General features: G+C 51.5%; 23 protein-coding genes. 22 read left to right on the forward strand and 1 reads right to left on the reverse strand.

The genetic code is table 11. The features are described from left to right. The first annotated feature begins 22 nt into the window (after positions 1-22). From N7E60_RS02885 to acpS, 10 genes are all read left to right on the forward strand, one after another. Positions 23-658: an RseA family anti-sigma factor gene (locus tag N7E60_RS02885; RefSeq protein ID WP_077639520.1), complete on the forward strand. Its 636-nt coding sequence runs from the start codon at positions 23-25 to the stop codon at positions 656-658. Further along, a complete protein-coding gene (rseB, locus tag N7E60_RS02890; RefSeq protein ID WP_069591293.1) occupies positions 655-1,632 on the forward strand; it encodes a sigma-E factor regulatory protein RseB in 978 nt (325 codons plus the stop codon). The genes N7E60_RS02885 and rseB overlap by 4 nt, the downstream gene beginning before the upstream one ends. Next, positions 1,629-2,126, forward strand: a complete 498-nt coding sequence (locus N7E60_RS02895) for a SoxR reducing system RseC family protein (protein ID WP_269598080.1) — start codon at positions 1,629-1,631, stop codon at positions 2,124-2,126. The genes rseB and N7E60_RS02895 overlap by 4 nt, the downstream gene beginning before the upstream one ends. A gap of 78 nt (positions 2,127-2,204) precedes the next feature. Continuing rightward, the gene (gene lepA / locus N7E60_RS02900) at positions 2,205-4,001 is read left to right on the forward strand and encodes a translation elongation factor 4 (RefSeq protein ID WP_069591298.1); all 1,797 of its coding nucleotides are present in this window, start codon (positions 2,205-2,207) and stop codon (positions 3,999-4,001) included. A 14-nt stretch (positions 4,002-4,015) separates the two neighbouring features. Further along, a complete protein-coding gene (gene lepB / locus N7E60_RS02905) occupies positions 4,016-4,915 on the forward strand; it encodes a signal peptidase I (RefSeq protein WP_269598081.1) in 900 nt (299 codons plus the stop codon). A 12-nt stretch (positions 4,916-4,927) separates the two neighbouring features. Further along, entirely contained in the window at positions 4,928-5,602 is a 675-nt protein-coding gene (gene rnc / locus N7E60_RS02910; protein WP_069591301.1) for a ribonuclease III, read from the forward strand. After that, positions 5,599-6,504: a GTPase Era gene (gene era / locus N7E60_RS02915; RefSeq protein WP_069591303.1), complete on the forward strand. Its 906-nt coding sequence runs from the start codon at positions 5,599-5,601 to the stop codon at positions 6,502-6,504. Before rnc ends, era begins: the two co-directional genes overlap by 4 nt. Positions 6,505-6,540: 36 nt before the next feature. Continuing rightward, entirely contained in the window at positions 6,541-7,236 is a 696-nt protein-coding gene (recO, locus tag N7E60_RS02920) for a DNA repair protein RecO (RefSeq protein WP_269598083.1), read from the forward strand. A gap of 2 nt (positions 7,237-7,238) precedes the next feature. Next, entirely contained in the window at positions 7,239-7,970 is a 732-nt protein-coding gene (gene pdxJ / locus N7E60_RS02925) for a pyridoxine 5'-phosphate synthase (protein ID WP_069591306.1), read from the forward strand. Beyond that, on the forward strand, positions 7,970-8,359 hold the full coding sequence (acpS, locus tag N7E60_RS02930) for a holo-ACP synthase (protein ID WP_069591308.1): 390 nt from the start codon (positions 7,970-7,972) through the stop codon (positions 8,357-8,359). Before pdxJ ends, acpS begins: the two co-directional genes overlap by 1 nt. A 16-nt stretch (positions 8,360-8,375) precedes the next feature. On the opposite strand, the gene barA is transcribed toward acpS, so the two are convergent. After that, entirely contained in the window at positions 8,376-11,138 is a 2,763-nt protein-coding gene (gene barA / locus N7E60_RS02935) for a two-component sensor histidine kinase BarA (RefSeq protein WP_269598084.1), read from the reverse strand. Between the two features lie 150 nt (positions 11,139-11,288). On the opposite strand from barA, the gene rlmD reads away from it, so the two are divergent. From rlmD to N7E60_RS02995, 12 genes are all read left to right on the forward strand, one after another. Further along, a complete protein-coding gene (rlmD, locus tag N7E60_RS02940; RefSeq protein WP_269598085.1) occupies positions 11,289-12,605 on the forward strand; it encodes a 23S rRNA (uracil(1939)-C(5))-methyltransferase RlmD in 1,317 nt (438 codons plus the stop codon). A 91-nt stretch (positions 12,606-12,696) separates the two neighbouring features. After that, positions 12,697-14,910 (forward strand): GTP diphosphokinase, encoded by a 2,214-nt coding sequence (gene relA, locus N7E60_RS02945; RefSeq protein WP_269598086.1) that lies wholly within the window; start codon positions 12,697-12,699, stop codon positions 14,908-14,910. A 48-nt stretch (positions 14,911-14,958) separates the two neighbouring features. Further along, a complete protein-coding gene (mazG, locus tag N7E60_RS02950; protein ID WP_077455266.1) occupies positions 14,959-15,768 on the forward strand; it encodes a nucleoside triphosphate pyrophosphohydrolase in 810 nt (269 codons plus the stop codon). 140 nt (positions 15,769-15,908) lie between these two features. Continuing rightward, positions 15,909-17,543 carry a CTP synthase gene (locus N7E60_RS02955; protein ID WP_069591319.1) on the forward strand — a complete coding sequence of 545 codons (1,635 nt, stop codon included), beginning with the start codon at positions 15,909-15,911 and terminating at the stop codon, positions 17,541-17,543. Between the two features lie 77 nt (positions 17,544-17,620). Beyond that, entirely contained in the window at positions 17,621-18,919 is a 1,299-nt protein-coding gene (gene eno, locus N7E60_RS02960) for a phosphopyruvate hydratase (RefSeq protein ID WP_077675035.1), read from the forward strand. Between the two features lie 158 nt (positions 18,920-19,077). Further along, positions 19,078-20,514, forward strand: coding sequence for an IS1182 family transposase (locus tag N7E60_RS02965; RefSeq protein WP_269598088.1), 1,437 nt, complete (start codon positions 19,078-19,080; stop codon positions 20,512-20,514). 261 nt (positions 20,515-20,775) lie between these two features. After that, positions 20,776-21,054, forward strand: coding sequence for a cell division protein FtsB (ftsB, locus tag N7E60_RS02970; RefSeq protein ID WP_069591125.1), 279 nt, complete (start codon positions 20,776-20,778; stop codon positions 21,052-21,054). A 111-nt stretch (positions 21,055-21,165) separates the two neighbouring features. After that, positions 21,166-21,795 (forward strand): 2-C-methyl-D-erythritol 4-phosphate cytidylyltransferase, encoded by a 630-nt coding sequence (ispD, locus tag N7E60_RS02975; RefSeq protein WP_269598530.1) that lies wholly within the window; start codon positions 21,166-21,168, stop codon positions 21,793-21,795. Next, on the forward strand, positions 21,795-22,274 hold the full coding sequence (ispF, locus tag N7E60_RS02980) for a 2-C-methyl-D-erythritol 2,4-cyclodiphosphate synthase (RefSeq protein ID WP_069591121.1): 480 nt from the start codon (positions 21,795-21,797) through the stop codon (positions 22,272-22,274). Before ispD ends, ispF begins: the two co-directional genes overlap by 1 nt. Then, a complete protein-coding gene (gene truD / locus N7E60_RS02985; protein ID WP_167314029.1) occupies positions 22,271-23,308 on the forward strand; it encodes a tRNA pseudouridine(13) synthase TruD in 1,038 nt (345 codons plus the stop codon). The genes ispF and truD overlap by 4 nt, the downstream gene beginning before the upstream one ends. Next, on the forward strand, positions 23,289-24,026 hold the full coding sequence (gene surE / locus N7E60_RS02990) for a 5'/3'-nucleotidase SurE (protein ID WP_069591117.1): 738 nt from the start codon (positions 23,289-23,291) through the stop codon (positions 24,024-24,026). Before truD ends, surE begins: the two co-directional genes overlap by 20 nt. 78 nt (positions 24,027-24,104) lie before the next feature. Then, positions 24,105-24,725 (forward strand): protein-L-isoaspartate(D-aspartate) O-methyltransferase, encoded by a 621-nt coding sequence (locus tag N7E60_RS02995; RefSeq protein WP_069591116.1) that lies wholly within the window; start codon positions 24,105-24,107, stop codon positions 24,723-24,725. Positions 24,726-24,749: the final 24 nt, after the last annotated feature.

The raw sequence follows: 24,749 nt of genomic DNA on the forward strand, positions 1-24,749 counted from the left end.
TGGCTGCATGACGGTGACATGAATGACGGATAGAGAACAAATTTCAGCGTTGTTAGATGGTGAGGTCGTGGATAACGCAGTGATCCACCAACTCGAGCACGATAATGACGCGCTGCAAACATGGGAAAGTTTCGGGACCCTCCGTGACGTAATGCGAGGCGAAACCCCAAGTGCCGCACAGTGGGACATTGCTGGGGCGGTGGCGTCTGCGTTAGACAAGGAGCCAGCGCATACCCCTGTTCATCATCACGACAGTGATGTGGTACCTATGCATGAAGCGCAGCCGACGCCAGAAAAAGCCCGTCGTCACTTGCCCAACTGGCTTCAACAAGTCACGCAAGTGGGGATGGCCGCCTGTGTGTCATTGGCCGTGATTGTCGGTGTGCAGCAGTATAACCAGCCGGAGAGTACATCACCGGTAGCGAGTACCGCCACGCAGCCACCGGTACTAGAAACCATTCCTTTTTCGGGTGCCGCAGAACCGGTGAGCCTGAGCCGAGACGATTTTCGCTCAACGCCCACTGAAGCGCAGTTGATGGAGCAACGTCGCCGGATTAATGCGATGTTGAAAGACTACGAATTGCAGCTTCGTTTGAATAAAGATAGGCTGTCTGAGAATCAGACACTGGCACCGTCGATGAGCAGTACAAATCAATGAAAAAAACTCTGATCGGTGCGCTTGCGCTGGTCGGTTTGATGTCTGCGCAAGCCTCGGCCGAACCTTCTGCCGAGGCTTTGTTACATCAAATGGACGTCGCAAGCGACACATTAGACTATGAAGTGTCCTACATCATGGTCGGCAAAAATAGTTTAGAGCCGATGCGCTTTCGTCATGCGCGCGTGGGTGAGCATGCATTCGGGCACTTAATGTACCTCAGCGGACCGCCGCGCGAAGTGATCCGTCGCGGCGATGAAGTGAGCTACTTTGAGCCGGGGTATGACCCCTTTACCATTGCCAGCGATCATATCGTTGCGCCACTTCCCACCTTGATTCAAACCGATATTGATGTCCTTGCACGTCAGTATGATTTTGTCTCAATGGGTGAATCTCGTGAAGCGGGTATGGCTTGCCAAGTGGTGCGAATTACCCCAAAAGATGGTGAGCGTTACTCGTATCTGTTGTGGATTGATGAAGAGAGTAAGCTTCCGGTCCGCGCCGATTTATTGGACCGAGATGGTGACCCGCTGGAGCAATATCGCGCATTGTCGCTCGTGGTCACGCCGCGCATTAGCGAAGCAATGCAGCAACTGGCAGAACTCACGCTCCCACCTGTACTCAAACTGCCTGCCACTAACCACTCATCATTAGATTGGCAAGTCACCCAATTGCCGGATGGTTTTGAGCCTGTGTACAGCAATCGCCATCGCTTAATGATGACCAAGCGTGCGGTTGAGAGCCAAATGTTTAGCGACGGCCTGTTCAGTTTTTCGGTTTATTTGGCCAAAGCGGACGATGTCTCGGTACGCGAGCAAATTGTTCGTCAGGGGCGCCGGACGTTGCACAGTGTGATTAGCGGAAACGCAGAGATTACCGTGGTGGGTGATATTCCGCCTGAAACCGCTAAACGTGTCGCTAATTCGGTGCGTATCACCGATAATGGAGAAAAAGCATCGCAACAGGTTGAACAATGATTAAAGCGCTCGCGGAAGTGACTGGATATCAAGATGGCTGGCTGGCACTGGCGTGTCAGCAACAAACCAGCTGTGGCAGTTGCCAATCACAAAGTCAGTGTGGCACCGGTATCGTGTCTAAAGCGTTGCCCGGTAAGGTTAATCATGTCAAAGTGCGTGCCCCCAAAGCATTACCGGTCGGGACCTTGGTTGAAATTGGTCTCGCGGAAGCCACCTTGGTGCGTTCCGCGTTGATTGTGTATCTGGTGCCGCTAGTGATGTTGATGGTAGGCGCACTGCTTGGTCAGTTTGTGTTTACCGAGCTTGCCAGTGGCGGCGAGGCTGGTGTGATTGCCACCAGTGTTGGTTTTGGCACACTCGGTGTACTGATTGCGCGCTATTTTGCGGCACGGGTAGGGACGCCTGAGCAACAGCAGCCCCAGTTATTACGCGTGATGGGAGAGCCAGTTTCCGAGCTCGCGGTGATAAATGCAGCACGTCAGGATAGCGACTAGCCACTATTTTCGGTAGAATCCGCCCCACCTGATCCTAGGATCCCATTCTTATAGATAACGAGTAAGTCACACTAACACATGAAGCATATTCGTAACTTTTCGATCATCGCCCACATTGACCACGGTAAGTCGACCCTTTCCGATCGACTCATTCAAGTATGTGGGGGCCTTACTGACCGGGAAATGGCTTCTCAGGTCCTCGACTCTATGGACTTAGAGCGCGAGCGCGGTATCACCATCAAAGCACAGAGTGTGACACTGAACTATAAAGCCAAAGACGGCAATGAGTATCAGCTTAACTTCATCGATACGCCAGGACACGTCGACTTCTCTTATGAGGTGTCACGCTCACTGAAAGCGTGTGAAGGTGCTTTGCTGGTGGTAGATGCTGGACAGGGCGTGGAAGCTCAGACCCTAGCAAACTGCTACACCGCGATTGAAATGGACTTGGAAGTCGTGCCTGTTCTGAACAAAATCGACCTTCCGGCTGCCGACCCTGATCGCGTCGCGCAAGAAATTGAAGACATCGTGGGTATTGAAGCCATTGATGCTACCCGCTGTTCGGCGAAAACCGGCGTGGGCGTGGATGATGTACTGGAAGATATTGTACGTCTTATCCCGCCACCAGAAGGCGATCCGAATGCTCCCACGCAAGCCCTGATCATTGACTCTTGGTTTGACAACTACCTAGGGGTGGTGTCATTGGTGCGTATCCGTGAAGGTGAGCTCAAAAAAGGCGATAAAGTCAAAATCATGAGCACCGGCCAAGAGTGGAACATTGATAGCATCGGCATTTTCACGCCGAAACGCAAAGAGCTCCAAGGGCTGAAAACGGGTGAAGTGGGCTGGGTGATCTGTGGCATTAAAGACATTCTTGGCGCCCCAGTGGGTGACACCATTACCCATGCAAAAAATGGCTGTGAAAAGCGCATTGAAGGTTTCCAAAAGGTCAAGCCACAGGTGTATGCCGGTTTGTTCCCGATCTCCTCGGATGATTATGAAAACTTCCGCGATGCGCTAGGTAAACTGAGCTTAAACGACGCCTCACTGTTTTATGAGCCAGAAAGCTCAGCGGCACTGGGCTTTGGTTTTCGCTGTGGTTTCCTTGGCATGCTCCATATGGAAATCATCCAAGAGCGTCTTGAGCGTGAATACAACCTCGACCTGATTACTACCGCCCCGACGGTTGTGTACGAAGTGACACAAAACGACGGAGAAGTGGTGTACGTGGATAGCCCTGCGAAGTTGCCGCCGATCAACGATATCGACACCATCGGTGAGCCGATTGCCCGTTGTAACATCTTGGTGCCAAGTGAGTTTGTCGGTAACGTCATCTCCTTATGTGTGGAGAAGCGCGGCATGCAAGTAGATATGGTGTATCACGGCAACCAAGTGGCGCTAACCTACGATATCCCAATGGCTGAAGTGGTCTTGGACTTCTTCGACCGGATTAAATCGACGTCCCGCGGTTACGCCTCTTTGGATTACAACTTCCAGCGCTATGAAGTATCAGACATGGTGCGGGTAGATATTCTTCTTAACGGCGACCGTGTTGATGCCTTGGCAATTATTACTCACCGTGATAATGCCCAGCCTCGAGGCCGTGATTTGGTTGAGAAGATGAAAGAGTTCATCCCACGTCAGCAATTTGATATTGCGATTCAGGCGGCGATTGGTAACCACATCATTGCACGCTCAACCGTGAAGCAGTTACGTAAAAACGTTACAGCTAAATGTTATGGCGGTGACGTGAGTCGTAAGAAAAAACTACTGCAAAAACAAAAAGAAGGTAAGAAGCGCATGAAGCAGATCGGTAACGTCGAACTGCCGCAAGAAGCCTTTTTGGCCATTTTGCACGTGGGTAAAGACAAATAATAACGGATTAAAGTATGGCCAATACATTTTCTTTGATACTGGTGCTGGTGACTGTGGTCACCGGCATTATTTGGGTGTTAGACAAGTACCGTTGGGCGCCGCAACGTCGCCAAGCGGCCGCGAAAGCCCTCAATGTGTCTGACAGCGATGTCGATAGTGAACAAGTCGCCAAGGTGACGCCTCAGCCCAGCTGGATTGAGAACGCGGTATCGATTTTCCCGGTCATTGCCGTGGTATTGGTCTTGCGATCCTTTATTTATGAGCCTTTTCAAATTCCATCAGGATCCATGATGCCAACCTTGCTGGTTGGCGATTTTATTTTGGTGGAAAAGTTTGCCTATGGGCTGCGCGATCCTGCGTTTCATACCGAGCTGGTTGAGACCGGCAAACCGGAACGCGGTGATATCGTGGTCTTTAAGTATCCACCACAACCGAATATCGATTACATCAAGCGAACGATCGGATTGCCCGGCGATACCATTGTCTATACCAAAGAAAAACGACTGTGTATCCAGCCCAAAGGGCAATCACAATGCGAGCCTGTGCCCATTGATAATATTGAGCCGAGCGAGTTTTCCCAAGGCGGTGTGAACTTGATTCAGGCGCAAGAAACCTTGGGCGCGCAAGCACACCAGATCCTCGTGAACCCATCCCGCAATGACCGCGTGGCTGCTTATCAGCCTCGTCCGGGCGTCAACCGCTGGGTGGTGCCAGAAGGCCACTACTTCATGATGGGGGATAACCGAGATAACAGTGCCGATAGCCGTTTCTGGGGATTTGTCCCTGAACGCAACTTGGTCGGTAAGGCGGTAGCTATATGGGTAAGCTTTGAGTTCGAACGCGACAGTGATAGCTGGCTACCATCTTGGGTGCCGACAGGCGTTCGCTTTAACCGTATTGGTGGTATTAATTAATTCTGGAACATGATGACAACACTAACAGATAAACTGCAGCGTGAGATTGGTTACCAATTCAATAACGCGGCATTACTTGAGCTTGCACTGACACACAGAAGCGCCAATGGCACCCACAATGAGCGTTTGGAGTTTCTGGGAGATTCCATTCTCAGCTTTGTGATTGCTGACGATCTCTACCACCGTTTTCCTAAAGTGGATGAGGGGGATATGAGTCGTATGCGCGCGACCTTAGTTCGTGGCAATACCTTGGCTGAGATTGGCCGTGAGTTTTCACTGGGCGAAGTACTGCGCCTTGGCCCAGGAGAACTTAAAAGTGGCGGCTACCGCCGAGACTCAATTTTGGCGGATGCGGTAGAAGCGCTGATTGGTGCTATCTTTTTGGATAGTGATATTGATACGGTGCAGCGCATTATCCTCAATTGGTATCAACAACGCTTAAATACCATTGAGCCGGGCGTCAGCCAAAAAGATCCCAAAACCCGCTTGCAAGAGCACCTACAAGGCAAGCGTAAACCGCTACCGTCTTACACGGTAATGAAAGTACGTGGCGAGGCACACAACCAAGAGTTTACGGTGGAGTGTCAAGTGGCAGGACTGGAGCGTTCTGTGATAGGTAAAGGCAGCAGTCGTCGCAAGGCAGAGCAAGCGGCTGCAGAATTAGCATTACAGAAGTTGGCACAATGACACAAGCACAGCACTGCGGATTTATCGCCATAGTCGGGCGTCCAAACGTCGGCAAATCGACCTTGCTCAATCGTCTCGTTGGGCAAAAGCTCTCGATTACGTCACGCAAACCGCAAACCACGCGTCACCGTATCATGGGCGTAGATACCCGTGATAACTATCAAGCCGTCTATGTAGACACGCCGGGGCTGCATATTGAAGAAAAGCGCGCGATCAACCGCCTGATGAACCGAGCGGCAAACAGCTCGTTGACCGATGTTGAGCTCGTTCTTTTCTTGGTGGATGGTACCCACTGGACCAAAGATGACGAAATGGTTCTGAACAAGCTGGCGCGTTCAGGGTTGCCAACCGTACTCTTGGTTAACAAAGTCGATAATGTGCGTGAAAAGACCGAACTCTTCCCGCACCTACAAACCTTGTCGGAAAAGATGGAGTTTGTTGATGTGATCCCTGTATCCGCGAAACACGGTACCAATATCGATGTGGTCGAGCAGCGTGTTCGCGATGCCTTACCTGAGTGTGAGTACTACTTCCCTGAAGAGTATGTGACAGATCGCTCGCAACGCTTTATGGCGTCAGAAATCATTCGTGAAAAGCTAATGCGTTTCACGGGTGAAGAGTTGCCTTACTCGGTGACCGTCGAAATCGAGCGCTTTGATTACAATCCAGAGACGGATGGTTTTCATATCAATGGCCTGATTTTGGTCGAGCGCCATGGCCAAAAGAAAATGGTGATTGGTAAAGGCGGCGAGAAAATCAAACGTATCGGCCGTGAGGCCCGACTCGATATGGAAGATCTATTTGAGCGCAAGGTCTACCTCGAGCTTTGGGTCAAAGTAAAATCCGGTTGGGCAGATGACGAACGTGCACTGCGCAGCTTGGGCTACATTGACGATCTCTAAGTTACCCACTCGGTAGCCATACACAGGAGGGGCGGCGTGGACGGCTTTCAACGCAGTTTTGTGCTTCACTCACGCCCCTATAGCGAAACCAGCCTGATCCTTGATGTGTTCTCTGAAGGCGAGGGCCGAGTTAGCTTGCTGGCTAAAGGCGCGCGCGGTAAGCGCTCTGCACTCAAAGGCGCCTTACAACCTTTCACCCCGTTGTTGCTAAAATGGGGCGGTCGCGGTGAATTGCGTACTTTACGAAGCGCTGAAGCGACCGGTTTGGCGTTACCACTTTCTGGAAATGCGCTCTATTCTGGCTTTTATCTCAACGAAGTTTTGATGCGCGTCCTTGAGCCGCAAACGCCGTACCCGACGGTCTTCCTCGATTATGTCACTGCACTGACGCAACTAGCACGCTATAACAACCCCGAGCCGGCACTGCGCCGTTTTGAACTCGCGTTACTCGAGGCGCTGGGCTATGGGGTTGATTTTCTTCATTGCGCTGGCAGTGGTGACCCGATTGACGATAACATGACGTATCTGTTTCGCGAACAACAAGGGTTTGTCGCGTCCCTGATGAAAAGCCAACAGCGGCAGTTTACCGGTCACGATCTGCGTGCGCTGGCGACGCGTCAATTTGACACCAGCGACCAATTGCGGGCTGCGAAGCGGTTTACACGCATTGCGCTTAAGCCATACTTAGGCCCTAAGCCGCTAAAAAGCAGAGAATTGTTTAGAAGGAAATAATCATGAATAAGATTTACTTGGGTGTGAATATTGATCACATTGCCACCGTGCGTAATGCGCGTGGCACCGCGTACCCAGATCCTGTCCACGCGGCTGAAATGGCAGAACGTGCCGGGGCGGATGGCATCACTGTCCATTTGCGTGAAGATCGTCGTCATATCACGGATCGCGATGTGCGCATTCTCAAAGAAACGCTACAAACACGCATGAATTTAGAAATGGCAGTGACCGATGAAATGGTGAAAATTGCCCTCGACACCCAACCAGAATTCGTCTGCTTAGTTCCCGAAAAGCGTGAAGAATTGACCACGGAGGGAGGGTTAGATGTCGCCGGTCAATTAGACAAAGTAAAAGCGGCAACACAAACCCTGACTCAGGCGGGCATAAAAGTGTCGCTATTTATCGATGCTGACCGTGAGCAGATTGATGCCGCTCACCAGTGTGGTGCGCCTTATATCGAGCTGCATACGGGTCACTATGCTGATGCCAGTAACGACAACGACCGCCAAGCTGAATTGAAGAAGATTTCTGCTGCTGCCAGCTACGCGGCGGATCTGGGTATTAAAGTGAACGCCGGACACGGCCTGACTTACCATAACGTCACGCCGATTGCGGCGATGCCAGAAATGCATGAGCTGAATATTGGTCACGCGATTATTGGCCGCGCCATGTTTGATGGCCTGCAAAAAGCAGTGGCGGATATGAAAGCGATTATGGAGTCTGCGCGTCGCTAATGGCCATTTTAGGCGTTGGCACTGACATTGTTGAGATAGCGCGCATTGAGGCGGCGCTGTCTCGCAGTGCCCGTTTTGCGGATCGTATTCTGACTGAGCCAGAGCAGGCGCAAATGGCGGCAACTCAGCAGCCAGGGCGCTATTTGGCGAAACGGTTTGCCGCGAAAGAAGCTGCCGCGAAAGCACTAGGAACCGGGATTGCTCAAGGGGTCAGCTTTCAAGACTTTACGGTGAGCAATCAACCGTCGGGGCAGCCCGTGCTGACCCTGTCTGGCAAGGCACAACAGCTAGCGATAGCCCGAGGTGTCAGCCACTGCTGGCTGACGCTCTCTGATGAAAAAGCTTATGCGGTGGCACACGTAATCCTTGAAGGCACACCGGCGGCTTAAGGCCGCCGAGGGTGTTTTACGCGTCGTCGTTCAAATACTGGGGCGCCAGCTGTTCGATATGGGCAATCTCATCTTGTAGTTCCAATAACTCTGGCTCGACGGTGTCGATATCTGCGCCTGCTTTGAGCTGCGTTTCTAGCTCATGACACAGCGCTTTGAGTTGCGGAACCCCGCTGTATGCACAGCTGCCATGTAACTTATGAATTGCTTGCCATAAATCCTCGGTAGAGCAGGTGCCGGCCAATGCGTGCTCCACGATGGTTTTGACACCAGCAAATGAGGCAATCAGCATCTCTAGCATTTCTTTGGCGAGATCTTCTTTACCCGCGGCTTGGCTTAACGCTCGTTGCCAGTCGAGGTGGCGCGCACTTTGATCGGTGCAAACCGCTTTCGGGGCGGGCTCCACATCACTCACCGTCACGGCGGAAAGCTCGTCAAAGCGTAGCCAGCGTGCGAGGGTGCTTTCTAACATGGCTTCTTCAATCGGTTTGGTCAGATAGTCATCCATGCCCGCTTCCAATAGGCGCTCGCGCTCGCCCGGCATCGCATGGGCGGTGACAGCCACAATGGGGGTTTGCTGATTCATGCCCGCTTTACGAATTTCCTGACAGGCCGTGACCCCATCCATTTCTGGCATCTGGATATCCATCAAGATGATGTCGAAGGCTTGCTGGTGGGCAAGTGCTAAGGCTTTAACCCCATTTTCGGCGGTCACCACTTTCTCGACCCGTTCGGCCAGCAAAGCGGTGATCAGCTTTAAGTTGGCGGGGTTATCATCGACGGTCATCACTGTGTACGGCGCTTTTTGATGGCTGCAGGGTTTCGGCAGTGGTAGCGGCGTAGGCTCGGGCGAGCCTAGTAATGTCTCAAGGAGCTTGCGTTGTGGGATAGGTTTTGCAATGCAGGCGCTGACGCCGGCTTTTAATAAGTGTTCAGAGGCTTCCAGCTCAGTGGTCGGTAGACACACAATCACACTGTTTGCTCGCTGCTCACAGGCGAGCACGGCCTGTTTCATGCTTTCGATTTCTGGCATTTTTCCGGCGTCAAAACATAACAGCGCAAAGGTGTATGCGTGATCGCTGAGCATCTCGACATCGGCGACGGTATCGATGTTTAACCCCACTTGCCCTAATCGATGGCGGAGGATTTCCCGTGTGCGAGGGTTGGGTTCAACAATCACCAGATCACGGCCAACCAGCGGCTCGATATCAATTGGCTGCGAGACGGGTAAATCAGTCTGCGTGAGTTTCAACGTAAACCAGAATGAAGAACCTTGGTGGAGGCGGCTGGTAAAGCCGATGTCTCCGCCCATCTGTTGCACCAATTTTTGGGTGATCACCAACCCAAGGCCTGTCCCGCCATAACGGCGTGAGATACTGGCATCGGCCTGACGGAAGGCTTGGAAAAGCTGGGCTTGCTGGCGTTCTGAGATGCCAATGCCGGTATCTTTGACCATAAACTGCAGCTCCATGGTTTCATCATGTAGCTGTTTTAAATCGACACTGACATCAATATTGCCGCGCTCTGTGAATTTGGCAGCATTACCAATTAAGTTGATCAACACTTGCTGAATACGTAACGGGTCACCAACCGCGCCAGCAGGGATACGGGCATCGGCACGTAAGGTTAGCTCCAGCCCTTTTTCATGCGCCATGGGTGCGAGCAGACGCATGACTTCATCCAGCATGTCTTGGAAGTCAAAAGGAATGTTTTCCAGCAGCAGTTTCCCAGCTTCGAGTTTGGAGAAGTCGAGAATGTCGTTGATGATGGTCAACAGGTTGTTGGCCGACTTTTCAATGGTCAGCAAGTAATCGCGTTGGCTACTGCTCAACTCTGTTTTCAACATCTGACGGGTAAAGCCAATCACCCCGTTCAAAGGCGTTCTCAACTCGTGAGACATATTCGCTAAGAACTCAGATTTCACCCGAGCGGCTTCTTGAGCATTCTTTTTGGCAATGTCTAATTCAACGTTTTGGATCTCGAGCTGCTCGAGGGTTTCGCGCAAGTCACAGGTAGCCTGATCAATGCTTTGCTGCATTTCCAGATGATATTCGGAAAGGGAAATGGCCATGGCGTTGATGCCATTTTTGAGGGTATCGAGCTCACCCAGCAGCTCACCTTCAATACGAACATCCAAGTGCCCGCGACGGATCCTATCGACTAAGCTCACCATATTCGCAATGGGATGGGTGACATCTGAGATCAATCGGTATGCAAAGAAGCATGAGAGGATCACGCCGAGTGCGACCATCACCAATGCGGTGATCATCTCTTGATATTGCTTTAGCCGCACCGAGCTTAGATCTAGCTCCATCGCAATATAGCCTAAGGGGCGCTCGACGTTTAACCCAGGCGTAAAACGGCCAATTTCCAGAATAGGCGCCCGTAAAATCAGGGTCTCTTGCTGTTGGCTTACCTGTAACTGGGTCGGGATGGGTTGGCCATTATTGACCGATAGCATCGCCAAATCACGGTGATAGTTGGAGGTAACAAACAATTCGTTGTGGCGATCGAACACCGCAATACTGCGCACAAACTGGGAGTGCTGACGGTGCGCAAAGCCAATCAAGCGTCGCACATTTTCGCGGCTATCGTTTTTTAATCCAACCTCACTGGCAATCGCCAAAGGCTCGATAATGGCAGACCCTGTGATGGTAAGTTGTTGTTCCAAGTCCTGATAACGCGTGCTGGTAAAGAACGCACTCAGCAGGAGGCCAACAATCAAGGTAGGCGCAATGGTCAACACGGAGACACGGGTGCGGAGTCCATATTTGGTCATGCTGGATAAACTATGGGAAAATAATGGCTGTAATTAGCTGCCAGTGTACATGATTCAATAACTAAATAGTCAGCGAACTATCACAACTCCCACTGGCAGGACCTCTTTGACTCGCTTGCGACCACAAGCACTTTGACACTGGAATCCACCATGGCGCGCTTTTTTAAGCCTCAGAAGAAAAAAAACGTTGAACAAAAGCATCAGTTGCTCGCGATTCAACGCCTCGACCACCACGGTGATGGGGTCGGCTATTGGCAGAAAAAACCAGTCTTTGTTCCGGGTACCTTGCCCGGTGAACAGGCGCTGGTGCAGCTCACCGAGCAAAAGCGCCAGTATGCGCGGGCCAAACTGATTAAACTCGACCAGCGCGCGGAAACTCGCATTGAGCCGGCTTGTCCTTTGTATCAGCAATGTGGCGGCTGTAGTTTGCAGCATTTAAGCCACTCAGGCCAAGTGGCACACAAGCGCGCAGTGCTGACAGAATTGATTGAAAAATTTGCCGGAGACGAGACGGTCGAGCTGTCGGATGGCGCCATCGATAGCCCTTGGCAGTATCGTCGTCGCGCGCGCATCAGCTTGAAAGTCGATAATAAAGGGGCGCTGACCATGGGGTTTCGAGCCCGTCAAAGCAATGCCATTGTCGATGTGGGCCACTGTCCTGTTCTCAGTGAGCCATTAAATCAGCTGCTTGCCAGCTTGCGGCCTTGTTTAGATGGGCTGCGAGGACGCCGAATCCTCGGCCATGTTGATTTGATTGAGGCAGACAATGGCTGTATTGCGTCGTTGCGCACCACTAAGGCGTTGCATCCAGAAGATAGGCAAGCGCTTCAAGCATGGGCAGAGCTGACAGGCTGCATGTTGTATTGGCAGCAAGCTGATGGGCCGCTTGAGCGAGTGGTGGGCGAGCCTCCGTATTACGAGAGCCAACAAACCCGCCTCTATTTTCAGCCTGGCGACTTTATTCAAGTCAACGCGGCGGTGAACCAACAGATGGTTGCCCAAGCACTGAATTGGCTAGAGCTTGCGTCAACCGATGTGGTGTTGGATCTGTTTTGTGGTCTTGGCAACTTCAGCATCCCCATGGCGAAACAGGCGAAAACCGTGATTGGTGTAGAAGGGGTTGAGGCGATGGTGTCGCAAGCTCAGGATAATGCGAAGGCCAACCAAGTAAGCAATGCGCAGTTTTACCAAGCAGATCTCAATGGTGAGACGCTGAATGGGGACTGGACACAGCACGCATTTGATAAAATCCTGCTCGATCCTGCCCGAGCAGGGGCTGCCGGAGTGATGGACTTTGTGGCACAATCTAGCGCTACACACATTGTATATGTGTCCTGCAACCCAGCGACGCTGGCGCGGGATAGTCGCGTGTTGTTGGCACAGGGTTACCAATTAACTCGCTTGAGTATGCTTGATATGTTTCCGCAAACAGGGCATTTGGAATCCATGGCACTATTTCGACGCTAGGTGTCGTCAATGATGTGTTCGATCTGAAGCCACGCGGTTAAACATGGATATGCCTCTTTCGCTGAGGCGAAAGATAAGGATAGGAACAGTTATGGTTGCGGTACGAGAAGCCCATCTGCATGAAGATGAAGCCTTTGATCTTCAAACTTGGATTGCGCGGTTAGGACAAGACGCCTCAACCGCTCAAGCCCTGCTGGATGGGTACAATTATTGTCGTACGTTAGGGGATGAAACGGCGCTGAGCCAACCGCTGTGGCGTGGCCGAGAGATGATTGAAATCTTGGTGACCCTGAGTATGGACGCCGACACGCTCCTCGCCGCGCTCTTCTTCCCGGTGGTGGAAGTCAAATTGCTGGCGCTCGATACCTTGGAAGAGCGCTATTCGCCCGCGATTGTCAAACTGATTGAGGGCGTGCAGCAAACCGCCGCCATCCGTCATTTGAATACCCAAACCGATGCCGAAGCGACCTCCGCGCAGGTGGATAATGTTCGCCGCATGTTGCTGTCTATGGTCGAAGATTTCCGTTGCGTGGTGATCAAGCTGGCGGAACGTATTTGCTATCTGCGTGAAGTTAAAGATGCACCGGAAGAGGTGCGTCTGCAGGCGGCGAAAGAGAGTGCCAACATCTATGCACCCTTGGCCAACCGTCTCGGTATTGGTCAGTTAAAATGGGAAATCGAAGACTACGCCTTCCGCTACCAGCACGCGCAGACCTATAAACAAATCGCGAAGCAACTGGCTGAACGGCGCATCGATCGCGAAAACTACATTACCGCGTTTGTCACTGATCTGCAGCAGGCGATGGAAGCTTCTCATATCAACGCGCAAGTGTATGGCCGTCCCAAGCATATCTACAGTATTTGGCGCAAAATGCAGAAAAAAAATCTGCAGTTTGATGAGCTATTTGATGTACGAGCGGTGCGCATTATCGCCGAAGAGCTACAAGACTGTTACGCCGCATTGGGCGCGGTGCACACCAAATATCGTCACTTACCGAAAGAGTTCGATGATTACGTCGCCAACCCCAAACCCAACGGTTATCAGTCAATTCACACCGTCGTGTTGGGGCCGGAAGGCAAACCGGTCGAAATTCAAATTCGCACCCGTCAAATGCATGATGATGCGGAGCTTGGGGTGGCGGCGCACTGGAAGTATAAAGAAGGCTCAGCCAGTGGACGCAGTGGCTACGATGAGAAAATTACCTGGCTGCGAAAACTCTTGGCGTGGCAAGAAGAGATGTCAGACTCAGGCGAAATGCTGGATGAGTTGCGCAGCCAAGTCTTTGATGATCGCGTGTATGCCTTTACACCGCGTGGTGATGTGGTCGACTTGCCAAGCGGTGCGACGCCGCTCGACTTTGCCTACCACATTCACTCTGAAGTCGGCCATCGTTGCATTGGTGCCAAGGTAGAAGGACGCATTGTGCCTTTCACCTATCACTTACAGATGGGGGATCAGGTTGAAATTATCACCCAAAAAGAGCCCAACCCCTCACGTGACTGGCTGAATCCAAGCTTAGGCTTTGTGAATTCGAGCCGAGCGCGGGCAAAAATCAACGCTTGGTTCCGCAAACAAGACAGAGATAAAAACATTGCCGCGGGTAAAGAAATTCTCGATACCGAACTACAAAAAATTGGCGGTGCCAGTAAAGATGCGAGTTTGGCGCTCAAGCGCTTCAATGTGAATTCACTGGAAGAGCTGTATGCGGGGGTCGGAAGTGGCGATCTGCGCATCAATCAGGTGGTTAATCACATTAACAGCCTGATCAACAAGCCAAGCTTGGAAGAAGAAGAGCAACAGTTGCTGGAAAAACTTCAACAAAGTGAACAAAAAACCGTAGGTGGAAAAACCCATCGTGATGCGGTGGTGGTTGAAGGGGTTGATAACCTGATGACCCACCTCGCGCGTTGCTGTCAGCCGCTGCCGGGTGATGACATTATGGGCTTTGTGACCCAAGGACGCGGTATTTCAGTACACCGTGCGGATTGTGAGCAACTCAACGAACTTCGTCACCATGCGCCGGAGCGAATCATCGCCACCGTCTGGGGCAAAGGGCATGTCGGGCAATACCATGTGCGCATTCGCTTATCCGCCAATGAACGGACCGGATTAGTCAAAGACATTAATACCGTGCTCAGCAATGAAAAAGTCCGCGTTGCGGGCATGCAAAGCCGCGTCGATTACAAAAAGCAGATGTCTATCATGGACTTTGATTTAGAGATTTCCGATCTCGACACGCTTAGCCGAATTGTGAATCGGTTGGAGCAGGTCAAGGATGTGGTAGAAGCCAAACGACTCAGATAAACATCACGCCCTGTTATCGACAGGGCGTTTTTTTAAGGATAACGAAGTATGGCGTCGATTGACGATTTACTGACTATCATGGCGACCTTGCGCGACCCACAAAAAGGGTGCGATTGGGACAAAGCCCAAACTTTTGCCTCCATCGTGCCTCACACGCTCGAAGAAGCCTATGAAGTGGCCGATGCCATTGAGCGTGAGCACTGGTCGGACCTAAAAGATGAATTAGGCGATTTACTCTTTCAAATAGTGTTCTACAGTCAATTGGGACACGAGCAAAATCGTTTTGATTTTGACGCCGTCGTGGGGGCGATTTGTGACAAACTCACCCGTCGTCACCCGCATGTCTTTGGTCCTAAAGACAGCCAAGGTGAGCCGCTGCACGGCCCGGATTGGGAAGGGATTAAAGCACAGGAGCGTGCCGACAAAGCGGCGTCAGAGCAACCCACTAGCGTGTTAGACGGCGTTACGTTAGGCCTTCCCGCACTGGTGCGCGCACACAAACTGCAAAAACGTTGTGCGCGAGTGGGGTTTGATTGGGATGCGGTGGCGCCGGTGCTCGATAAAGTACGCGAAGAAATTGCCGAGGTTGAGCAAGAACTGGCAATCACGCCGGTAGACCCCGCGCGGGTGGAAGAAGAAATCGGCGATTTATTGTTTTCGGTGGTAAATCTGGCACGCCACGTAGGCACGGATGCGGAATCCGCGTTGCGTAACGCGAATCAAAAATTCGAACGACGTTTCCGTCAAGTTGAAACTCAATTACGCAATGATGAAAAAAATATTCAAGAATGTCAGTTAGATGAACTGGAATCGGCCTGGCAACAGGTCAAAAAGCAGGAAAAAAGCAACACGCTGTAAGTTTCATCATTGATTTGCGACAAATAAAAACAGTATGGTGTGTGATAGTTTTCACGTTGTGGGAGTGAGTGGGGTCTGGTATCATGACTTCCCGTCCAGATTTCCATTAATTTCCTCTAAATCCAACTCTCAGGTTTAGCATGACGACGAATTACATTTTTGTTACGGGCGGTGTTGTATCCTCCCTCGGTAAGGGTATTGCTGCAGCCTCATTGGCAGCCATTCTTGAAGCGCGTGGCCTCAACGTCACCATCATGAAACTCGACCCTTATATCAACGTGGATCCAGGGACAATGAGCCCTACCCAGCACGGGGAAGTATTCGTCACGGAAGACGGCGCCGAGACCGACCTTGACCTCGGTCACTACGAGCGCTTTATCCGCACCAAAATGACCAAGCGTAATAACTTTACCTCTGGTCGCGTATACGCGGATGTTCTGCGCAAAGAGCGCCGCGGAGATTACCTGGGAGCGACCATTCAGGTGATTCCACACATCACTAACTCGATCAAAGACCGCATCATCGCCGGTGGTGAAGGTCACGACGTGGTGATCGTGGAAATTGGCGGCACTGTCGGTGATATTGAATCACTGCCATTCCTTGAAGCGATTCGCCAACTGACCGTGGAAGTCGGTCGTGAGCGTGCGATGTTTATGCATCTTACCTTGGTGCCATACTTGGCTGCGGCGGGTGAAGTGAAAACCAAGCCGACCCAGCACTCGGTAAAAGAGCTTCTATCGATTGGTATCCAGCCGGATGTCCTCGTTTGCCGTAGTGAGCGTCCAATTCCAGCCAATGAGCGTGCAAAAATTGCACTGTTCTGTAACGTACCAGAGAAAGCGGTTATCACCATGAAGGATGTGGATTCAATCTACAAAATTCCTTCATTGATTCGCTCTCAAGGGCTGGACGACTTGGTTTGTCAGCGCTTTGGCATCCAAGCGCCGGAAGCCGACCTGTCTGAATGGGAACAAGTCATTTACGAAGAAGCCAACCCAATGGGCGAAGTCACCATTGGTATGGTGGGTAAGTACATCGAACTGCCTGACGCGTATAAATCAGTCAACGAAGCGCTGAAGCATGGCGGATTGAAAAATCGTCTGACCGTCAACATCAAGTATGTTGACTCACAAGATCTCGAAACCCGCGGCACTGAGCTGCTCGATGGTTTAGATGCGATCTTGGTTCCGGGCGGTTTTGGTGATCGCGGCGTCGAAGGCAAAATCCTTGCCGCACAATATGCGCGTGAAAACAAAGTGCCGTATCTTGGCATTTGTTTAGGCATGCAAGTGGCGTTAATTGAATACGCCCGTAATGTTGCTGGGATGGAAGGAGCTAACTCCACCGAATTCAGCAAAGACAGCAAATACCCAGTGGTGGGACTGATCACCGAGTGGGTTGATGAAGAAGGTAACGTGGAAGAGCGTAGCGAATCCTCTGATTTAGGTGGCACTATGCGTCTAGGCGCACAGCTTTGCCACCTATCTGAAGGGTCTAAAGCGCATCAGCTATATGGCAACACTCAAATCCACGAGCGCCATCGTCATCGCTACGAAGTGAATAACTTGCTGCGTCCACAATTGGAAAAAACCGGTCTACTTGTATCGGGCTTGTCGGCGGACAAGAAGCTGGTAGAAATCATCGAAAACCCAGCACATCCATGGTTTGTGGCCTGTCAGTTCCACCCAGAGTTCACCTCGACTCCTCGCGACGGCCACCCGCTATTCGCCGGGTTCGTTGCGGCTGCAGGTAAAAAGCAGCGCGGTGAGCTATAACACAAATGTGAAGCGGTAGTCCTGACGGGCGGCCGCTTTTTATTTTTTGAATACAATGACAGACGAGAGGAATCACAATGTCTAAGATCGTTAAAGTTCTAGGTCGTGAAATTATCGATTCACGCGGTAACCCAACTGTAGAAGCAGAAGTGCACTTGGAAGGTGGCTTTGTTGGTATGGCGGCAGCGCCATCAGGTGCGTCTACCGGTTCTCGCGAAGCACTAGAGCTGCGTGACGGTGACAAGTCACGTTTCATGGGTAAAGGCGTACTGAAAGCGATTGAAGCGGTTAACGGCCCAATCGCAGAAGCACTGCTAGGTAAAGACGCGAAAGCCCAAGCTGACATCGATCAGGTGATGATCGACCTTGACGGCACTGAGAACAAATCTAAGTTCGGTGCTAACGCGATCCTAGCGGTTTCTCTGGCTAACGCAAAAGCTGCTGCGGCGGCGAAAGGCATGCCTTTGTTTGAGCACATCGCTGAACTAAACGGCACTGCGGGTCAGTTCTCAATGCCTCTACCAATGATGAACATCCTCAACGGTGGTGAGCACGCGGACAACAACGTTGATATCCAAGAGTTCATGATCCAACCTGTTGGTGCGAAAACCCTGAAAGAAGCACTGCGCATTGGTGCGGAAGTATTCCACAACCTAGCCAAAGTTCTGAAGGCCAAAGGCCTAAGCACTGCTGTTGGTGACGAAGGTGGTTTCGCGCCTAACCTAGAGTCAAATGCTGCTGCCCTTGCTGCTATCAAAGAAGCGGTTGAGAAAGCAGGCTACGAGCTAGGTAAAGATATCACCCTAGCGATGGACTGTGCTGCGTCTGAGTTCTATGACAAAGAGCAAGGCATCTACAACATGAAGGGTGAAGGTAAAACCTTTACTTCAGAAGAGTTTAACCACTATCTGGCGAAACTGGCTGAAGAGTACCCAATCGTGTCTATCGAAGACGGCCTAGACGAGTCAGATTGGGATGGCTTTAAGCACCAAACTGAACTGCTGGGTGACAAACTTCAGCTAGTGGGTGATGACCTGTTCGTAACCAACACCAAGATCCTGAAAGAAGGCATCGACAAAGGTGTGGCGAACTCTATCCTGATCAAATTCAACCAAATCGGTTCTCTAACCGAAACCTTGGCTGCGATCAAGATGGCGAAAGACGCGGGCTACACTGCCGTAATCTCTCACCGTTCAGGTGAAACTGAAGACGCAACCATCGCTGACTTGGCGGTTGGTACTGCAGCAGGCCAAATCAAAACTGGTTCTATGAGCCGTTCTGACCGTGTTGCCAAGTACAACCAGCTGATCCGTATCGAAGAAGCGCTGGGTGAAAAAGCACCGTTTAACGGTCTGAAAGAAGTTAAAGGTCAATAATAAAAGTCGCAGCCGATTGGCTGTGATGGAAAGGCACCTTGCCTTTCACTGTTGACGCCAAAAGCCGCCTTTATGGCGGCTTCAGACTGCTGACAAAGGTCTAGCTTTCGAGCTAGACCTTTGATCTAATAGGAGTGTCGCAATAGGGATGCTCCGGTATGCTTCAAGAACCTTCTCCACACCAATATGAACTTGAAATGGTGACGATGGAACAACTTGTTCCCAAAGACCATCTTGTTCGTAAAATCGACCGTGCCATCGACTTCGAGTTTATTCGAGATGAAGTCGCCCACCTTTATTGCAAAGATAATGGCCGTCCACCCGTTGACCCCGTTCGCTTATTTAAAATCATCCTGCTTGGCTATCTCTTCGGCATCAAAAGCGAGCGCCAGCTTGTTAAAGAAATTGAAGTCAACGTTGCTTATCGTTGGTTCTTGCGTATGTCGCTGACAGATAAGGTCATCCATGCGTCTACGCTGAGCCAAAATCGTATTCGTCGCTTTAATGGCACGGATGTCTTCGAACGCATATTCAACCATATTGTGGTTCAAGCCATGGAGAAGGGCTTAGTCGCAGGGCAAGAGCTGTATACCGATAGCACACACCTTAAAGCCAGTGCGAACAAAAATAAGCATGTGAATAAACTGCGCCCGGTGAGCGCCGGCGCTTACCTAGAGATGTTGGATGAAGACATCGCCTGTGACCGCAAAGCAGAAGGAAAAAAGCCGTTCAAGGACGCGCCATTAAAAACGGACGTCAAAAACACAAAAGTGAGTACGACTGACCCTGAAAGTGGTTTTATGACCAGAGATAATAAGCCCCAAGGCTTCTTCTATCTTGACCATAGGACCGTTGATGGTAAGCACGGTATCATCGTCGATACGTATACAACCCCAGGGAATGTCAACGACTCACAACCGTATATCCATCGCCTTGACCACACACTCGCGCAATTTAACCTCAATCCTATTGCCGTGGGCATCGATGCTGGCTACTTCACGGCACCGGTTGCCGAATCCTTAGAGCGTCGCAGCATTCTTGGCGTATTCGGCTATCGTCGCCCTTCTCGAACGAAGAATACGTTCAAGAAAAAACACTTCACATACGATAAGAAAACCGACACATATCGCTGCCCCAAAGGGCAAACGCTTATCTATAAAACAACCACAAGAGCCGGCTATCGTACTTATCACTCAGACCCAAAGCAGTGTGCGTTCTGTCCGGTTAGAAACGACTGTACGCAAAGTAAGACCATGCAAAAGGTCATCACGCGTCATCTTTACACTGATGCAGTCGAGCGTGCCAATGAAATGCGACTGTCTCGTTATGGCAAAAAGATATACAAGCGACGAAGTGAGACTGTGGAGCGAAGCTTCGCCGACGCTAAGCAGCATCATGGGCATCGCTACGCACGCTTCCGAGGGCTTGCAAATGTGCAAATGCAATGCTGGCTGGCGGCGGCTGCTCAAAACATCAAGAAGATAGCGTTAGTGGTGAGCTATCTAAGAAAATGTGGCTTTAACATGGCGGATATAAGGCAAATACTGGCTTCTATCCGCCAATTTAGGCGTTGGTCGGTAACGACCACTCTCTAACAAAAAATATCGCGATCGCGGCCTACGGCCGCTTATCAAAAAGAACCCCGCCTAAAAAGGCGGGGTTCGTCAGCAATCTGAAGCCGCCTTTATGGCGGCTTTTTTGTATTCAAGGGCGTATGAATGGATAAGAGGTGCGTTTGAGCGCATCTTCACGCGCCAGATAAACAGAAAACCATGACACCGGCGGCCTGATCCGCTAGCCTATGCGGTTAGCATAATTGACGTTGCTGGCCCACTGAACACCTAAGGAGTGAAACCATGAGACTGCTATCTGTTGCGCTATTTATCACTCTGGCGTGGCTGCAATATGAATTGTGGCTGGGTAAGAATGGCGTTATGGATTATTGGCACACTCAGGCAAACGTCGTGGTGCAACAACAAGCGAACCAAAAGCTGGTGAAGCGCAACCAACAAATGTATGCCGAAATCGCGGATCTCAAGCGTGGACAAGAAGCGATTGAAGAGCGCGCCCGTAATGAGTTGGGCATGATTAAACCTGACGAAACCTTTTTTCGTTTAGTCGACGCAACGCGATAACCCATCATCCGCACGATCGCGGACTAATCAAAGAGAAAACGCGTGGTAGAAAAAGCCTCTTTGCAATCAGGAATTACAGCGGTGGTGCCCGCCGCTGGCGTAGGCAGTCGCATGCAGGCAGACTGTCCAAAGCAGTATTTACACCTTTCAGGTAAGCCGTTAATTACCCACACCGTTGAACGCTTGCTGAGTCATGCTGCGATTGACCGCGTGATTATCGCGATCGGTGAGAACGATGGCTATTTTGCTGAGACCGGACTGGGCGACAATCCGGATATTACCGTCGTCACAGGCGGTGCGACGCGGGCACAATCGGTACAGGCAGGGCTTGAGGCAGTACAGACCCGTTGGGTGATGGTGCATGATGCAGCACGCCCCTGCGTCACTCACAAAGACATTGATGCGTTGATTCACGCAGCCCAAAGCCATTCTGACGGCGCGATCTTAGCTGCTCCGGTTCGCGACACTATGAAGCGGGCACAGCCGGATGGCTGTATTGCACAGACTGTCGACAGACAGGCACTGTGGCATGCCTTGACGCCACAAATGTTTCCCACCCTGCACTTAAAAGTGGCATTGGCAAGCGCTGGAGATCAGGTGACTGATGACGCGTCGGCGATTGAGGCGGCGGGCGGCCATCCGCTATTAGTTCCTGCCAGTGCCAGCAATATTAAAGTGACGCATCCTGAAGATAGGGTGCTGGCCGAGTTTTACTTATCGCAACAAGAAGGCAAATCATGATGCGAATTGGACATGGGTTTGATGTACACAAATTTGGTGGTGATGGCCCGGTGATCATTGGTGGTGTCGCTGTGCCTTATGAACAAGGGTTGCTTGCGCACTCGGACGGTGATGTGGCACTTCACGCCCTGTGTGATGCATTGTTGGGCGCGATTGCGGCCGGTGACATTGGCCAGCATTTCCCAGATACCAGTGATGAGTGGAAAGGCGCGGACAGTCGTATGTTGCTGCGCGACGTTTACCGCAAAGTACAAGAAAAAGGTTATCGTTTGGGTAATGCAGATATCACTATCATCGCCCAAGCGCCAAAGATGGGCCCGCATATTCCCGCCATGTGTGCGGCGATTGCTGACGATCTAAAGGCCCCCATCGATGCCATTAATGTAAAAGCAACCACCTCAGAGCGACTCGGTTTTACCGGGCGTAAAGAGGGCATTGCTTGTGAAGCCGTTGTGCTACTAACAAAAGAGACGCTATGACAGACGTACTTGCTCCCCTGGCTTATATGCATGGCCAGCCGACTCAATCCGGCCAAATCAAACACTCGCCAGACGACTTTTACGTCTCGGAAACCCTCGGTTTTACCCCGTCGGGAGCCGGTGAACACTTTCTAGTGCGAATCAAAAAGCGTGGCGAGAATACGCGCTATGTGGCCAATGAGCTGGCTAAAGCATGCGGTGTGCCATCACGACAAGTGAGTTGGGCGGGCCTGAAAGATAGGCATGCGGTGACCGAGCAGTGGTTCAGCGTACAATTACCGGGCAAAGCCGATCCTGATTTAAACGAGTTTGTCGCCACGCATCCTGGCGTACTGAGCATTGAAGCGACCGCTCGCCACCATCAAAAACTGCGGCCGGGTGATCTTATCGGGAATGATTTTGTGCTGCAGATCCGCGCTCTAGCCAATCCGAGTGCATTGGTGCCGCGCTTAGAGGCCATTGCAACCCAAGGCGTCCCTAATTACTTTGGTGAGCAGCGGTTTGGCCGAGAAGGGAACAACCTTGACGCAGCGCGAGCATGGGGACGCGGTGAGCGCAAAGTGAAAGATAAAAGTAAGCGCAGTTTTTACCTCTCTGCGGCGCGTTCATTGCTGTTTAATCACGTGGTTTCAGCACGCCTCGAGGCAGGCTGTTTTAGCCAAACACTGGCGGGTGATCTGTGCGTTGACGATGCCGACCAACTGGTCGCCTGCAACCAAGCCGGCGTTGAAGGGATGCGTATTACCGCTCCTCTGACCGGTGACAACGCACTTCCCACCACAGACAGTGCGCAGCAGTTTGAGCAGGCGGTTCTCGATAAAGAGCCGGATCTGCTCGCCGTGATCCGCAATAACCGCATGCGCCATGACCGCCGAGAGATCCGCTTGTTGCCGAAAAATATGACGTGGGAGCTGGATGCAGACAGCTTGTGTGTGCGTTTTTCTCTACCTGCCGGCGCTTTCGCCACCACAGTGATGCGCGAGCTGATTAGCCCACAAGAACAAGGAGAGCAGGATGCGCATACTGATCAGTAATGACGATGGCTACCACGCGCAAGGGATCCAAACGCTCACTCACGCTCTGAGTGAGATTGCCGAGGTGGTGGTCGCTGCGCCGGATCGAAATTGTTCGGGCGCGTCGAACTCATTAACGCTTGAGAATCCGCTGCGGGTTCGTGAACTCGGTCCTGGGCGTTTTGCGGTGCAAGGTACGCCCACTGACTCGGTCCATTTAGCGTTGAACCAATTGGTTCCGTGGCAACCTGACTTCGTGATCACCGGCATTAACCACGGTGCAAACTTGGGCGATGATGTGCTTTACTCCGGCACCGTTGCCGCGGCCACGGAAGGGTTCTTTCTCGGTGCCCCTGCGATCGCGGTTTCACTATGTGGTCATCAGCATTTTGACACCGCCGCCCATGTGATTAAGCAGTTTTTGGCTAAAAACCAGCGCCATGCCGCCCCCAGTCACCGTCTGATTAATATCAATGTGCCGGATGTGGCGATTGAAGCGTTAAAAGGATGGAAGGTGACCCGTCTTGGTGCCCGTCACCATGCCGAAGACGTGATAAAACAAGGCGATCCGCGCGGGAAACCCATATACTGGATCGGTGCACCCGGAAAAACGCAAGATGCTGGACCGGGCACGGATTTTCACGCCATAGCGGAGCAATACGTTTCTATTACGCCGCTTCAGGTGGACCTTACCGCTCACGACACGCTCGGAGCGTTTTCTCAGTGGTTAGCGGAATAGCTACTGAAAACAGGCTGGCGAAGTTAACGCGCTAGCCTATCTCGTTCGATTAATACTCAGTGATAAAGGAAGCAGACGTTGAGTCAAGCGCAATCACTTATTCAATTTTTGCAGCAACAAGGTATTGATAACCAAAGCGTTCTAGATGCAATGCAAGCAGTGCCCCGGCATCTGTTTGTCTCTGAAGCCATGACTCACCAAGCATACGGAAACAATGCGTTACCGATTGGGTGGGGACAAACTATCTCACAACCTTATATTGTGGCTAAGATGACAACATTGCTCAATTTGCGACGCGACAGTCGCATTTTGGAAATAGGAACCGGCTCTGGCTATCAAACGGCGATTCTTGCTCAGCTGGTGGATCAGGTTTATTCCGTTGAACGGATTAAGCAGCTGCAAATGCTCGCCAAGCGACGCCTCAAGCAGCTCGACATTTATAATGTGGCCACCAAGCACGGTGATGGTTGGCAAGGCTGGCCGGCGAAAGGTCCTTATGATGGGATTATCGTCACCGCGGCGGCAGAGCGTATTCCAGATGCATTATGCCAACAACTGACAGAAGGCGGTGTGATGTTAATTCCCGTTGGAGAGCACCAACAAACGCTAATCAAGGTGACAAGGCAGGGCGAAGAGTTTCTGACCGAAACGATTGAATCGGTGCGTTTTGTGCCCCTTGTTGCCGGCGAACTGGCCTAACTACGCTATCTATGGAGTAGAAAC

The organism is Salinivibrio proteolyticus, from assembly GCF_027286365.1.
Taxonomy (GTDB): domain Bacteria; phylum Pseudomonadota; class Gammaproteobacteria; order Enterobacterales; family Vibrionaceae; genus Salinivibrio; species Salinivibrio proteolyticus.

Coding starts and splice junctions, on each gene's coding strand:
- N7E60_RS02885 (WP_077639520.1), top strand. CDS start 23: ATGACGGATAGAGAACAAATTTCAGCGTTGTTAGATGGTGAGGTCGTG.
- rseB (WP_069591293.1), top strand. CDS start 655: ATGAAAAAAACTCTGATCGGTGCGCTTGCGCTGGTCGGTTTGATGTCT.
- N7E60_RS02895 (WP_269598080.1), top strand. CDS start 1,629: ATGATTAAAGCGCTCGCGGAAGTGACTGGATATCAAGATGGCTGGCTG.
- lepA (WP_069591298.1), top strand. CDS start 2,205: ATGAAGCATATTCGTAACTTTTCGATCATCGCCCACATTGACCACGGT.
- lepB (WP_269598081.1), top strand. CDS start 4,016: ATGGCCAATACATTTTCTTTGATACTGGTGCTGGTGACTGTGGTCACC.
- rnc (WP_069591301.1), top strand. CDS start 4,928: ATGACAACACTAACAGATAAACTGCAGCGTGAGATTGGTTACCAATTC.
- era (WP_069591303.1), top strand. CDS start 5,599: ATGACACAAGCACAGCACTGCGGATTTATCGCCATAGTCGGGCGTCCA.
- pdxJ (WP_069591306.1), top strand. CDS start 7,239: ATGAATAAGATTTACTTGGGTGTGAATATTGATCACATTGCCACCGTG.
- acpS (WP_069591308.1), top strand. CDS start 7,970: ATGGCCATTTTAGGCGTTGGCACTGACATTGTTGAGATAGCGCGCATT.
- barA (WP_269598084.1), bottom strand. CDS start 11,138: ATGACCAAATATGGACTCCGCACCCGTGTCTCCGTGTTGACCATTGCG.
- rlmD (WP_269598085.1), top strand. CDS start 11,289: ATGGCGCGCTTTTTTAAGCCTCAGAAGAAAAAAAACGTTGAACAAAAG.
- relA (WP_269598086.1), top strand. CDS start 12,697: ATGGTTGCGGTACGAGAAGCCCATCTGCATGAAGATGAAGCCTTTGAT.
- mazG (WP_077455266.1), top strand. CDS start 14,959: ATGGCGTCGATTGACGATTTACTGACTATCATGGCGACCTTGCGCGAC.
- N7E60_RS02955 (WP_069591319.1), top strand. CDS start 15,909: ATGACGACGAATTACATTTTTGTTACGGGCGGTGTTGTATCCTCCCTC.
- eno (WP_077675035.1), top strand. CDS start 17,621: ATGTCTAAGATCGTTAAAGTTCTAGGTCGTGAAATTATCGATTCACGC.
- N7E60_RS02965 (WP_269598088.1), top strand. CDS start 19,078: ATGCTTCAAGAACCTTCTCCACACCAATATGAACTTGAAATGGTGACG.
- ftsB (WP_069591125.1), top strand. CDS start 20,776: ATGAGACTGCTATCTGTTGCGCTATTTATCACTCTGGCGTGGCTGCAA.
- ispD (WP_269598530.1), top strand. CDS start 21,166: ATGCAGGCAGACTGTCCAAAGCAGTATTTACACCTTTCAGGTAAGCCG.
- ispF (WP_069591121.1), top strand. CDS start 21,795: ATGCGAATTGGACATGGGTTTGATGTACACAAATTTGGTGGTGATGGC.
- truD (WP_167314029.1), top strand. CDS start 22,271: ATGACAGACGTACTTGCTCCCCTGGCTTATATGCATGGCCAGCCGACT.
- surE (WP_069591117.1), top strand. CDS start 23,289: ATGCGCATACTGATCAGTAATGACGATGGCTACCACGCGCAAGGGATC.